This window comes from Phyllobacterium ifriqiyense (assembly GCF_030817885.1).
In the GTDB taxonomy this organism is placed as follows: domain Bacteria; phylum Pseudomonadota; class Alphaproteobacteria; order Rhizobiales; family Rhizobiaceae; genus Phyllobacterium; species Phyllobacterium ifriqiyense.
Genome location: NZ_JAUSZT010000003.1, coordinates 2,250,228 through 2,262,022, shown reverse-complemented (window position 1 = coordinate 2,262,022; position 11,795 = coordinate 2,250,228). Strand labels below are relative to the sequence as shown.

13 protein-coding genes are annotated in these 11,795 nt (G+C 53.6%); 6 read left to right on the top strand and 7 right to left on the bottom strand.

The features are described from left to right. The first annotated feature begins 106 nt into the window (after nucleotides 1-106). From QFZ34_RS18615 to rsmA, 3 genes are all read left to right on the top strand, one after another. On the top strand, nucleotides 107-1,036 hold the full coding sequence (locus QFZ34_RS18615; protein WP_307284024.1) for a SurA N-terminal domain-containing protein: 930 nt from the start codon (nucleotides 107-109) through the stop codon (nucleotides 1,034-1,036). Between the two features lie 75 nt (nucleotides 1,037-1,111). After that, nucleotides 1,112-2,128: a 4-hydroxythreonine-4-phosphate dehydrogenase PdxA gene (pdxA, locus tag QFZ34_RS18610; protein WP_307284021.1), complete on the top strand. Its 1,017-nt coding sequence runs from the start codon at nucleotides 1,112-1,114 to the stop codon at nucleotides 2,126-2,128. Next, nucleotides 2,125-2,946, top strand: coding sequence for a 16S rRNA (adenine(1518)-N(6)/adenine(1519)-N(6))-dimethyltransferase RsmA (gene rsmA, locus QFZ34_RS18605; protein ID WP_115051791.1), 822 nt, complete (start codon nucleotides 2,125-2,127; stop codon nucleotides 2,944-2,946). Before pdxA ends, rsmA begins: the two co-directional genes overlap by 4 nt. On the opposite strand, the gene gmk is transcribed toward rsmA, so the two are convergent. From gmk to fabD, 7 genes are all read right to left on the bottom strand, one after another. After that, nucleotides 2,943-3,560 carry a guanylate kinase gene (gene gmk / locus QFZ34_RS18600; protein ID WP_307286473.1) on the bottom strand — a complete coding sequence of 206 codons (618 nt, stop codon included), beginning with the start codon at nucleotides 3,558-3,560 and terminating at the stop codon, nucleotides 2,943-2,945. The genes rsmA and gmk overlap by 4 nt on opposite strands. A gap of 32 nt (nucleotides 3,561-3,592) precedes the next feature. Beyond that, a complete protein-coding gene (locus QFZ34_RS18595; protein WP_307284016.1) occupies nucleotides 3,593-4,483 on the bottom strand; it encodes a YicC/YloC family endoribonuclease in 891 nt (296 codons plus the stop codon). A 32-nt stretch (nucleotides 4,484-4,515) separates the two neighbouring features. After that, nucleotides 4,516-5,751, bottom strand: a complete 1,236-nt coding sequence (mltG, locus tag QFZ34_RS18590; RefSeq protein ID WP_370878862.1) for an endolytic transglycosylase MltG — start codon at nucleotides 5,749-5,751, stop codon at nucleotides 4,516-4,518. A gap of 143 nt (nucleotides 5,752-5,894) precedes the next feature. Continuing rightward, nucleotides 5,895-7,157, bottom strand: coding sequence for a beta-ketoacyl-ACP synthase II (fabF, locus tag QFZ34_RS18585; RefSeq protein WP_307284011.1), 1,263 nt, complete (start codon nucleotides 7,155-7,157; stop codon nucleotides 5,895-5,897). 108 nt (nucleotides 7,158-7,265) lie between these two features. Next, nucleotides 7,266-7,502 carry an acyl carrier protein gene (locus QFZ34_RS18580; RefSeq protein WP_008128530.1) on the bottom strand — a complete coding sequence of 79 codons (237 nt, stop codon included), beginning with the start codon at nucleotides 7,500-7,502 and terminating at the stop codon, nucleotides 7,266-7,268. A gap of 278 nt (nucleotides 7,503-7,780) precedes the next feature. After that, a complete protein-coding gene (gene fabG / locus QFZ34_RS18575) occupies nucleotides 7,781-8,518 on the bottom strand; it encodes a 3-oxoacyl-[acyl-carrier-protein] reductase (RefSeq protein ID WP_307283997.1) in 738 nt (245 codons plus the stop codon). A gap of 26 nt (nucleotides 8,519-8,544) precedes the next feature. Beyond that, entirely contained in the window at nucleotides 8,545-9,489 is a 945-nt protein-coding gene (fabD, locus tag QFZ34_RS18570; protein WP_307283993.1) for an ACP S-malonyltransferase, read from the bottom strand. A 516-nt stretch (nucleotides 9,490-10,005) separates the two neighbouring features. On the opposite strand from fabD, the gene QFZ34_RS18565 reads away from it, so the two are divergent. The 3 genes from QFZ34_RS18565 (at nucleotide 10,006) to rpsR (ending at nucleotide 11,699) form a co-directional block, all read left to right on the top strand. After that, on the top strand, nucleotides 10,006-10,746 hold the full coding sequence (locus QFZ34_RS18565) for a glycosyl transferase family 90 (RefSeq protein WP_307283990.1): 741 nt from the start codon (nucleotides 10,006-10,008) through the stop codon (nucleotides 10,744-10,746). A 279-nt stretch (nucleotides 10,747-11,025) separates the two neighbouring features. Further along, the gene (gene rpsF / locus QFZ34_RS18560; RefSeq protein WP_106664746.1) at nucleotides 11,026-11,451 is read left to right on the top strand and encodes a 30S ribosomal protein S6; all 426 of its coding nucleotides are present in this window, start codon (nucleotides 11,026-11,028) and stop codon (nucleotides 11,449-11,451) included. Next, nucleotides 11,451-11,699 (top strand): 30S ribosomal protein S18, encoded by a 249-nt coding sequence (gene rpsR, locus QFZ34_RS18555; protein ID WP_008128538.1) that lies wholly within the window; start codon nucleotides 11,451-11,453, stop codon nucleotides 11,697-11,699. The genes rpsF and rpsR overlap by 1 nt, the downstream gene beginning before the upstream one ends. Nucleotides 11,700-11,795: the final 96 nt, after the last annotated feature.

The following is an 11,795-nucleotide window of genomic DNA, read 5'->3' as shown; positions in this document are numbered from 1 at the left end:
CAGTCACGCTTTTGCCTTAGTAAAGCGACAGTAATTACGCTACTACACCAAAGCACTAAGGCTACAGCCCGCTTATTACATGCGGACAATGATTGGATAATTAGGAATGATGGCGAGGAACCATATTATTGCAGCGGCTTTGTTTGCCGTAATCGGCTCGAGTCTCACGGCGGGAACAATTCTACCTGCAGCCGCAAGCGAAATCAAAGTTGTTGTCAATGGTGCTCCTATCACCGATTACGATATTTCACGGCGCGCCGCCTTCCTGAAGTTGCAGCGTAAAAAGGGCGATGCCAAAGAGGAATTGACCGAAGAAGCATTGAAGCGCCAGGAGTTGCGACGGCTCAACCTTCTTGTTGGCGATGGCGAAGTCAACGATGCTTTCGCCCGCTTCGCAACCAATAACAAGATGACATTGGCTCAGCTTAATAGCGTCCTGGACAAGGCTGGCGTTACCGCCCAGCACTTTAAGGAATATATCCGCATTCAGATGAGCTGGGGCCGCGCATTGGCGACCCGCAATCGTTCGCAGGGCGGCGCTAAGTTTACCGAGCAGGATGCAGTTCAACGCATGCTCAAAGATGGCGGCAAGAAACCTGTTTCTACTGAATATCAGCTTCAACAGGTGATTTTCGTTGTACCGGCAAACAAGCGCGACAGACTTGCAAAGCGTCGCAGCGAAGCCAATGCAATGCGCGCCAAGTTCAACGGCTGCGATGGCACGCGCGATATTGCCAAAGGTACACTTGACGTTACCGTGCGTGACCTTGGCAAGTTTATCGAGCAGGAACTTCCCCCTGAATGGGCAGCTCAGGTAAAATCGACATCAGTTGGCCACGCCACCGCTACGCTTGATACCGATAAGGGCGTTGAATATCTGGGTGTCTGTGCAACACGCCAGGTCTCCGATGACCGCGTAGCCCGTATGGTATTCGCGCAAGAACAAAATAGCGGCAAAGGCGATGCGACAGCAGAGGCCGTTGATAAGAAATACCTTGATGAACTGCGCGCCAAAGCCAAAATCACCAACGAATAGCAGTATTCGCCTTCGGCACGATGCCGCGTCGAATAAACAAGACTTGCTCTACCTCATAGAAGACGGGGCGTGCCCATGACTGCCATCGCTGTAAGCTGCGGCGACCCTTCGGGCATCGGTCCTGAAATTGCCATTGCCTGTTGGTTGAAGCGCAAGCAATTGGGTCTGCCGCCGTTTTTTCTGCTCGCCGACCCGGCGCTGATTGAAGCGCGCGCAAAGCTTACAGGGCAGAATTGCACGATTGCTATTTCAACGCCGGTGAGGGCCGAAGGCCTATTCGCTGATGCACTCCCCGTCGTGCCGCTTGAAAACGCACAAATTGACCAGCCGGGAACACCGCTGGCTGAGAATGCCCCGGGAACGATGGAGGCTATCGAGCGCGCAGTTGCATTAAGCCTGTCAGGCGAAGCGCGCGCTGTCGTTACCTGCCCCATTGCAAAGAAACCGCTTTACGATGCTGGATTTCGTTTTCCGGGCCACACAGAATTTCTTGCACATCTTGCCGCTCAGCATCTCGGACATGACGTCACGCCCGTCATGATGCTTGCCGGGCCACTGCTTAGAGCGGTTCCCGTGACCATACATATAGGCATTGCTCAGGTTCCGGTTGTTCTGGATATCCCAACCATCGTTGCAATATGCCGTATCACCGCTGCAGCGCTTAAAAACCAGTTTGGTATCGCCGAACCTCGGCTTGCAATAGCCGGGCTTAACCCGCATGCGGGCGAAGGCGGCAGCATGGGTACCGAAGATGAAATCATCGTCAGGCCCGCTATCCAGATTCTTCGTGCCGAAGGTATTGACGCACGCGGGCCCCTGCCAGCCGATACGATGTTCCATCCGGCAGCCAGAGCAACATATGATGTTGCGATATGCATGTATCACGATCAGGCACTGATACCGGCAAAGACGCTTGGATTTGACGACAGCGTCAATGTTACGCTTGGTTTGCCCTTCATACGCACCTCGCCCGACCACGGCACTGCATTTAATATTGCGGGGACCGGACAGGCCAAGCCCGACAGCCTGATCGCGGCAATCCGCCTTGCCTATGAACTCGCATTGAACAAAGAAGAAAAGAATATCGCATGAGCATCGACGACCTTCCCCCCTTACGCGAAGTCATCGAACGTCATGAACTGATGGCGAGAAAATCACTCGGCCAAAACTTTCTGTTCGATCTGAACCTGACTGCAAAGATCGCCCGTCAAGCCGGGGATCTTGAAGGGCAGACTGTTATTGAAGTTGGCCCCGGCCCCGGTGGTTTGACGCGCGCGCTTTTGGCACAAGGCGCCAATGTCATCGCCATCGAACGCGATGAGCGCTGTCTGGCTGCTCTTCAGGAAATTGCCGACCATTACCCGGGCCGTCTTCGCGTCATCCCGGGCGATGCAATGGAAACCGACTTTGCGGCTCTGGCAGGCGACAGCAAGATAAAGATCGTCGCAAACCTGCCCTATAATGTTGGAACACCCCTGCTGGTCGGCTGGCTATTGGCAGAGCCCTGGCCGCCATTCTACTCTTCGCTGACCCTGATGTTTCAGCGCGAAGTGGCCGAACGCATCGTCGCACGACCGGGATCGGACTCCTATGGGCGACTTGGTGTGCTTGCAGGGTGGCGTACAGAGGCGAGAATAACCTTTGACGTGCCGCCGCAGGCCTTCACCCCGCCGCCAAAGGTTACCTCATCAGTGGTGCATCTGGTGCCACGGGAGGCACCATTGTCCTGTGATGCTACGGTTTTAGGCAAGGTTACGCAGGCTGCCTTCGGTCAGCGCCGCAAAATGCTACGGCAAAGCGTCAAATCGCTGGGTGGCGAGGCTCTGCTGGCAAAGGCGGGAATTGATCCCACCCGGCGCGCCGAAACATTGTCTATCGATGAGTTTGTGGCGCTTGCAAATTCGCTCTAGTCCAGCTTTTCTTCCAGTAGTCCGTTGACGAAATCAAACAGGCCGGGCGAGCGATCACGGCGCAGACGCTCCGCGGTGACGATAGACTGGACCTGATTATAGGCACGGTCGAGGTCCTTATTGACGATAACGTAGTCATAAGAACGCCAACGCTCGATCTCATTGCGCGCATTTCGCAAGCGCATCTCGATCACTTCTTCCGTATCTTCGGCGCGGCGATGCAGACGTTGCTTCAGATCGGCCATGGAAGGCGGTAAAATGAAAATGCTCACAACATCCCCCTTCATCTTTTCCTGAAGTTGAAGAGCACCCTGCCAGTCAATATCGAACAGCATGTCCTGACCATCGGCGAGCGCATTTTCGGCAGCCTCGCGAGGCGTGCCGTAAAAATTGCCGTGAACCTCTGCCCATTCGATCAACTCGTCGCTGTCGCGCAACCGTTCGAACTCACGCACCGAAATAAAGTGGTAATGGACACCCTCGATCTCACTTGGGCGGCGTGTTCGTGTTGTAACGCTGACTGACAGCGCCAATTCGAGCTTTTCTTTATCGTTCAGCAGCAGGCGGGCGATCGTCGATTTACCGGCACCGGAGGGCGATGAAAGCACCAGCATGAGGCCGCGTCTTTTGATAGCGTTGAGCATATCTACTCCAAATTCTGTATCTGCTCGCGCAATTGATCTACAACGGCCTTAAGGTCAAGACCTATGGTTGTAATTGATGCAGCGTTTGCTTTTGAGCAAAGCGTATTTGCTTCCCGGTTAAATTCCTGTGTCAGAAAATCCAGCTTTCGCCCAGCGCCGTTTCCATCCGCCAAGAGAAGCCGCGCTGATGCCACGTGCATTTCAAGACGATCAAGCTCTTCCTGAATGTCCGCCTTTGTTGCCAGGAACGCCGCTTCCATATGCAACCTTGCCTCATCGAGCGCTGGTGCCGCATCAAGCAGAAGGGCGACCTGTGCGGAAAACCTACCCTTTATCGCTTCAAGCGACCGGCTTGGATCGCGCTTTGCCCGTTCAACCAGCGCTTCAACGGCAGACACTTGCCGCGACAATATCTCGCCGAGCGCGCTTCCCTCTGCCCGGCGATCCTGCTCAAGCCTTACAAGCGTCTCTTCGAGAACCGCTAGCGCTAAATCATCCAGCTTCGACTGATCTTCCGGTGTGACAATATCCTGCGGCACTTCAAGTACGCCGCGCAGCGCCATCAACCCTTCCGGCGTTGAGGGCGCGAGATTGAATTCTTCACGCAACCGCCCGGCGATTGATGCCAATTCCTCAAGCAATGGCCGGTTAACCACAGTCCTGGCAGAAGCGCCTTCCGTTTTGTCGACAGTCAATGCGGCCTGAAAATTGCCGCGCTTGAAATGCTGTCCGAAAAGAGCCCGGGCTTTTTGATCAATCGCTTCAAAGCCTTGCGGCAGCCGAAAGCGTACATCGAGCCCTTTGCCATTGACCGATTTGATTTCCCACGAAATCTGCACTCCGGGAAAGGTCCGGAGGTGACGGGCAAAACCCGTCATACTCTGCAATGACATATGCTTCCCCCTTGGCCCGGCATTCTTTCCGGTTAATTTGCGACGCCGCCCTCAACCGGCACGGCATTCTCGTCCCCCGTCGCGGCTTTTGCGGCTTCATCAAGCCTGTTCTTTTCGACTTCGCGCCACCGCTTTACGTTCTCATTATGCTCTTCCAGCGTCGCAGCAAAGACATGGCCTCCAGTGCCATCGGCAACGAAATATAGATCTTTCGTCTGCGAAGGATGGGCAACAGCCTCAAGGGCGTCACGACCAGGATTGGCAATAGGACCAGGCGGGAGACCATTAATTGTATATGTATTATATGGCGTGGGCTTTTCGATATCCGACTTCAGGATTGCGCGGTCCGCAGGGCGGCCTTTTCCTCCAAAGAGACCATAGAGGATCGTCGGATCAGATTGCAGGCGCATGCGCTTGTTAAGCCGGTTGATGAATACGGAGGCAACACGCGGGCGCTCGTCAGCTTTGCCCGTCTCTTTCTCGACAATAGAAGCGAGCGTGACAAACTCTTCAATGGTTTTTAGCGGCACGCTGGGATCGCGGCGCTCCCAAATATCTTCAACCAGCTTCTTTTGGTCCGCCTGCATTTTCTTCACGAGTTCTTCGCGGGTCGTGCCACGGGAAAACCGCATCGTATTAGCAAAAAGCGAGCCTTCCTTTGGCATAATAGCTGGTAGATTGCCGGTCAGAACGTCATCCTCGCTGATACGCTGGAATATCTGCTCGACAGTCAGACCTTCCGGTATGGTGAGAGAGTGCAGAACAGATTTTCCGCTGCGCAGCAGGTCCATGATCTCGCGCATGGATGCGTGCGCCTTGATCTCGTATTCGCCGGCCTTCATGTTGCCCTGATGGCCATAGGCCTGTACGCCATATTTGAATATGCGTGCGTCAGAGATAATCCCACGGCGCTCAAGTCCGTCGGCTATTTCAATAATACCGGAGCCACTCTTGACCACGTAATTGGTGGTCACATCATTTGGGCCGGGTTCGTTAAATTCGACCTTGCCAAAATAAACAACAGCAGCCGCGGCGAGCACAACCAGCACAACCAATGACAGCATGAAGTTTGCAAAAACGACGATCTGGCTTCTGGCGCGGCGTGAGCGGCGTTTCGGCGCTGGTGGAGGCGTGCCTGGTTCTGGACGCAAAGCTTCAGATGCCGACTGCGGGACAATAGGCTTACGCTCCGGCGTACCGGAACTATTTGTCTCTCCAGACTGCTGATCTGAACTCACGCAAGCACCTCGGGACGAATTAGCGGTTATTTTGCCGTTCACCCAGTGGATGAAGGAACGGCAACTTTGCAGATGGCGCATAGTACAGCTCAAATCAAAGCTGATTCAGCCACTATGCGGTAAAATCGACTGTAATATGGCGAAAGCGCCGAGCGCCCTCGCCATAAGTCCGATCACTGTTGATAACGCCGCAGAACAAGCGAAGCATTGGTTCCGCCAAATCCGAAAGAATTGGACAAGGCGATATCAATCTTCCGTTCGCGTGCTTTATGCGGAACCAAATCGATTTTGGTTTCAACAGATGGATTGTCAAGATTAAGCGTCGGTGGCGCGATGTTGTCACGAATCGCCAATACGCAGAAGATTGCTTCCGTGGAACCTGCAGCACCGAGAAGATGCCCAATCGACGATTTCGTTGACGACATCGAAATTTTTGACGCAGAATCGCCGACAACCCGCTCCACCGCACCAAGCTCAATGGTATCAGCCATGGTCGAAGTGCCATGCGAATTGATGTAATCGATATCCGACGGGGTAATGCCCGCACGCTTGAGCGCCATTTCCATGGAGCGCTGCGCACCCTCACCGCTCTCGGAAGGCGCGGTGATATGGTAGGCGTCGCCCGACAGGCCATAGCCTATGACTTCGGCATAAATCTTGGCGCCGCGAGCCAATGCGTGATCCAGCTCTTCAAGAACAACGATACCGGCACCCTCACCCATGACAAAGCCATCGCGGTCTCTGTCATACGGGCGGGAAGCAGCTGTAGGATCGTCATTTCTTTCCGTGGAAAGCGCCTTACAGGCCGCAAAACCGGCAAGCGAAATACGGCTGACTGGAGATTCCGTTCCACCAGCGACCATCAGATCTGCATCGCCAAAAGCAATCAAACGGGCCGCATCGCCAATGGCATGCGCACCGGTAGAGCAAGCGGTGACGACCGAATGGTTTGGGCCACGCAGCTTGTGCTTGATGGAAACTTGACCGGAAGCGAGATTGATCAATCGTCCGGGAATAAAGAAGGGCGAAATGCGGCGCGGGCCTTTATCACGCAGGGTGTAACCTGCTTCAACAATCCCTTCGAGACCACCGATACCTGAACCGATGAGCACACCAGTGCGAATCTGGTCTTCATCGCTTTCAGGTGCCCATTTTGCATCAGCAAGCGCCTGATCGGCAGCTGCCATTGCGTAAATAATAAATGGATCAACCTTGCGCTGTTCCTTCGGCTCCATCCAATCGTCAGGATTGAAAGTGCCATCGGACCCGTCGCCCACCGGAATGCGGCATGCGATCTTGCAGGGCAGATCTTCAACATCAAATTCTGTAACGCGCCGGGCACCGCTCTGGCCGGCCAAAAGCCTTGACCAAGTGAGCTCAACACCCGATGCGAGAGGAGAAACCAGCCCAAGGCCGGTTATGACAACGCGCCTCATGGCCGATCCTTAATTATCATATGCGACATGGTTGTATCCCTCGAACGCATGAATGAGAAAGGCGTTACGCCACTTCATTCACTCATGCGCCGCCAGGCATAACAAAAATTAGGCTTGTGCTTTGTCGATGAACTTGACGGCATCGCCGACAGTCAAAATCGTTTCAGCAGCATCATCCGGAATTTCAACGCCGAATTCTTCTTCAAAAGCCATCACGAGCTCGACAGTATCAAGGCTGTCTGCGCCCAGATCGTCGATGAAGCTCGCACCATCGGTGACTTTCTCGGCATCAACGCCCAGATGTTCAATAACGATTTTCTTGACGCGTTCTGCAGTATCACTCATGTGGAAACCTCAACCTGTTTGTTTTTCCCTATGCCTTGGTTAGCGGCACGGATGACTCTAATCAAGCAATAAGATGATGGTTCAGTGCTGTTTAACAGCTAAAACACCAACCCCTGCGGCTTATTCCTTGCGGAATTTCTTGGGCATCTAATCGATTTGGCAAATCCATTTGATGTCACAACTGGTGCGCGACTTATCACGCTTTATTCACGGCCTCAATCTCATAAATGTGATTGTTTCCTATACTTCACTCGATCGCAGGATGCGTGAGTGATTAATCAGATCATCGCCATGCCACCGTTTACATGGATCGTCTGGCCAGTGACGTAGGCAGCCTCACTGCTGGCAAGATAAACCACTGACGACGCGATTTCCTCGCCTGTGCCCATACGGCGCATAGGAATGGCGGACATGATGCCTTCCTTCTGCTTGTCATTGAGCTTGTCGGTCATGGCTGATTCGATGAAACCGGGCGCTACACAATTCACGGTAACGTTGCGGCTGGCGATCTCCTGCGCAAGCGACTTGGAGAAGCCGATAAGGCCGGCCTTCGAAGCCACGTAATTTGTCTGGCCGGGATTTCCGGTAACGCCAACGATTGACGTTATGTTGATGATGCGGCCATAGCGCCGGCGCATCATGGGATGGGTTAATTCGCGGGTGAGACGGAACACGGCGGTCAAATTGACCTCCAGAACATTGTCCCAGTCGGCGTCGCTCATGCGCACAAACAAACCGTCTTTGGTGATACCGGCATTGTTGACCAATATCTCCACGCCTTCAAGATCCGTTTCAGCCTTCTCACCCAGCGCCTTGACTTCATCGCGATTGGAAAGGTTTGCCGGGAAAATCTTGACGCGATCGCCAAGTTCGCCTGCCAAGGCTTCCAGCTTCTCGATGCGCGTACCGTGCAAACCGACAATTGCACCCTGGGCATGCAGCGCGCGGGCAATCGCTTCACCGATACCACCTGTTGCGCCCGTAATGAGAGCCTTGCGGCCAGTAAGGTCAAACATTGCGCGTTCCTCTATTCCAGTGTTTATCAAGCATTCAGGGCGGCTACAGCCGCTTCAATATCTTCCGGCGTCCCAACTGCTACACCGGAAATGTCTTTATTGATACGGCGCGCAAGCCCTGTAAGCACTTTGCCTGCGCCAATCTCATAAAGCGTCGATACCCCATTGGCACCAAACCACTCAACAGTTTCGCGCCAGCGAACCCGTCCGGTCACCTGCTCAACTAGCAAGGCTGCAATTTCATCGGCAGAACTAACCGGCGCCGCTTTGACATTGGCAATAAGCGGCACGATGGGATCATTCTTGGCAACGGCTGCAAGAGCTTCCTGCATCGCATCAGCAGCAGGCGCCATGAGAGCTGAATGAAAAGGAGCGGAAACAGGCAGCATGATCGCACGCTTTGCACCCTTGGCAGAAGCCAGCGCAGCGGCCGCCTCGACCGGAGCCTTTGCACCCGAGATAACCAGTTGTCCGCCGCCATTGTCATTGGCGATCTGAACCGATCCTTGCGCCGAGGCCTCGGCGCACACGGATTCGACGTCCGCATATTCAAGACCGATAATGGCAGCCATAGCGCCCCGACCCGCTGGAACTGCTTTTTGCATGGCGTTGCCGCGAATACGCAAAAGCCGCGCGGTATCGGCCAAGGAGAACGTACCAGCCGCGCAAAGCGCAGAATATTCACCTAGCGAGTGGCCAGCTACAAAGGAAACCTTGTCCTTAAGCGAGATGCCCTGGGATTCCAGCACGCGGATAACCGCAATGGATACGGCCATCAAAGCCGGCTGCGCATTGGCAGTAAGCGTCAATGTCTCTTCAGGCCCTTCCCATATGATGGAGGACAGCTTTTCACCCAAAGCCTCGTCCACCTCATCAAAGACGGCCTTGGCTTGTGCAAAATTGTCGGCAAGCGCCTTGCCCATGCCGACGGACTGACTCCCCTGTCCGGGAAAGGTGAATGCTATGGACATAGAAATGCCTCCAAATGAAACCGGGCTCAATGTGCCGCGCGGTGTGCCTATCAGCAAGCGCGAAGTCAAGCTCTCTCATGGGCCTTTGAAAAAACTGACTTGCATATCACACCACTGCAATGCACGATGTTGCCAATATCGCAGGGTTCAATCCCACCTTACATATTATAACGCAATACATTTTCAGCTAACCATTTCAACCTCAGACGCCCCAATGCTACTCCGGAATTCAGCAAGCTTTTTCGGCTGTAGACGGTTGGTTCGGTTGCCAATTTTTTGAAGCCAATGTCCATCACCAGATCAATAAAGAAGATCGAATATTACTCCAGAAACATTATCAGAGACCTGTTGCCTCAGCATTTATTCCGCAGGCAGCTGAATGTTCTATGTGAAGATTTCCAGATATGCGAACGGGACCATCTCAGATCCCGCCTGAATTACTACAACAAGATTGGAGAACGATCACCGCGCATTGAAGCAAGCTCCAAAATCTCCAATTTACCGAGAAACCAGAGCATGTACTATTACGACCTGAAGGAACATGCCCGGTACTTCCCTGCTGAGTTGGAAATAGCACATGTTTTCGGCGATGTGACTTCCGTTCCTCCCGTACCGTCCATTGTGAAAAGCCGCCCGATCCACGGAGACAATAAAGAATCGGTTTTACTGAAGCTCAACAAGCTTCGCCATTTTCAAAAATTGGATGTTCCCGTAACCTTCGCCGAAAAACAGCCATTAGCAGTATGGCGAGGTGGCAACAATAACGAAAAACGCTCTTCCTTGGTTAAACGTTATTTCGACCATCCACTGTGTGATGTTGGAATGGCGAGTCATGATGCCTCCTCCCCCTGGGGCAAGCCATTCATGTCGGCGGTGGAGCAGATAAGGCGCTTCCGCTACATAATTTCGGTGGAAGGGCATGATGTGGCGACAAACCTGCAATGGATAATGGCGTCCCAATCACTATGCATGATGCCAGACCCTGTCTACGAAACCTGGTTTATGGAAGGGTGCCTGATACCAGGACATCATTATGTGCAATTGCGCCCTGATTTTGCGGATCTGGAAGATAAGATTTGCTATTATAACAAGCATGCCGACGAAGCAGTTGCCATTATCCGAAATGCCAATGCCCATGTCAGCCAATTCGATGACCAGACACAAGAAAAATTGTTATCACTCCTTGTGCTCTACAAATATTTCGCAATGAGTGGGTCATTGGAGCCAACTCCAAAGATCGCGACCCTATGGGTCTAATTTTCCCAAGCCGGGCTTGAACCCAAACCATTAAAATTGGCGAACGGGTTGCTTCTTTCACGTTTTGCCCGTATAGAGCGCCCGTTCATTGCTCGGCGTCAGCTGGGGGCTGAACGGAGGGCCGGATTTCAATCCGTCGGAGCGAAAAGCTTCAGCCTCCCGTGTCTCCTCTCTCGATCGTCTCCATACGCGTCCTTTCTTCGCCGTTCACCGGCCTGAGAGATTCGCAGAGGTTCATCCGTTGATCCGGGCAATACTAACGAAGAAAGGCAAAGACAAATGGCTCTTTATGAACATGTGTTCCTTGCTCGACAGGACATTTCGCAGCAGCAGGTCGATGCGCTTGTAGAACAATACAAGGGCATCATCGAGACCAATGGCGGCACAGTCGGGCGTATCGAAAGCTGGGGGCTCCGTGCTCTCACATATCGTATTAACAAGAACCGCAAGGCGTATTACTCGCTGCTCAACATCACTGCTCCTGCAGCGGCTGTTGCAGAGCTCGAGCGTCAGCAGCGCATCAACGAAGACGTCCTGCGTTTCATGACGATCCGCGTTGACGAACACGAGGAAGGCCAGTCGGCCATGCTCGCTCGCCGTGACGATCGCCGTGATCGCGATGACAACAAGTTCGGTGGCCGTGATGACGACCGTCCGCGTCGCCCACGCCGTCCACGTGACGAAGCCGGTGAAGGAGCAGAATAATGGTTGACATCAATCAGATCCCGACCCGCCGTCCGTTCCATCGCCGCCGCAAGACCTGCCCGTTCTCGGGTGCGAATGCGCCGAAGATCGACTACAAGGACGTAAAGCTTCTGTCGCGCTACATTTCCGAGCGTGGCAAGATCGTTCCTTCGCGTATCACAGCTGTGAGCCAGAAGAAGCAGCGCGAACTCGCTCAGGCGATCAAGCGCGCACGTTTCCTTGGCCTTCTGCCATACGTCGTGAAGTAATATTGATTAAGGCGGCGATCAGATCGCCGCCTTAATCTACCGTTTAGTACACCAGTCGCGATGGGCGCGGAGTTGGTGAAAAATAAAACCCAAGTT

Bases quoted from the DNA above. Each gene is read 5' to 3' on its own strand.
- QFZ34_RS18580 (WP_008128530.1), bottom strand. From the start codon at position 7,502: ATGAGTGATACTGCAGAACGCGTCAAGAAAATCGTTATTGAACATCTG.
- QFZ34_RS18615 (WP_307284024.1), top strand. From the start codon at position 107: ATGATGGCGAGGAACCATATTATTGCAGCGGCTTTGTTTGCCGTAATC.
- rsmA (WP_115051791.1), top strand. From the start codon at position 2,125: ATGAGCATCGACGACCTTCCCCCCTTACGCGAAGTCATCGAACGTCAT.
- fabF (WP_307284011.1), bottom strand. From the start codon at position 7,157: ATGAGGCGCGTTGTCATAACCGGCCTTGGGCTGGTTTCTCCTCTCGCA.
- gmk (WP_307286473.1), bottom strand. From the start codon at position 3,560: ATGCTGGTGCTTTCATCGCCCTCCGGTGCCGGTAAATCGACGATCGCC.
- fabD (WP_307283993.1), bottom strand. From the start codon at position 9,489: ATGTCCATAGCATTCACCTTTCCCGGACAGGGGAGTCAGTCCGTCGGC.
- fabG (WP_307283997.1), bottom strand. From the start codon at position 8,518: ATGTTTGACCTTACTGGCCGCAAGGCTCTCATTACGGGCGCAACAGGT.
- rpsF (WP_106664746.1), top strand. From the start codon at position 11,026: ATGGCTCTTTATGAACATGTGTTCCTTGCTCGACAGGACATTTCGCAG.
- pdxA (WP_307284021.1), top strand. From the start codon at position 1,112: ATGACTGCCATCGCTGTAAGCTGCGGCGACCCTTCGGGCATCGGTCCT.
- QFZ34_RS18595 (WP_307284016.1), bottom strand. From the start codon at position 4,483: ATGTCATTGCAGAGTATGACGGGTTTTGCCCGTCACCTCCGGACCTTT.
- QFZ34_RS18565 (WP_307283990.1), top strand. From the start codon at position 10,006: ATGTACTATTACGACCTGAAGGAACATGCCCGGTACTTCCCTGCTGAG.
- rpsR (WP_008128538.1), top strand. From the start codon at position 11,451: ATGGTTGACATCAATCAGATCCCGACCCGCCGTCCGTTCCATCGCCGC.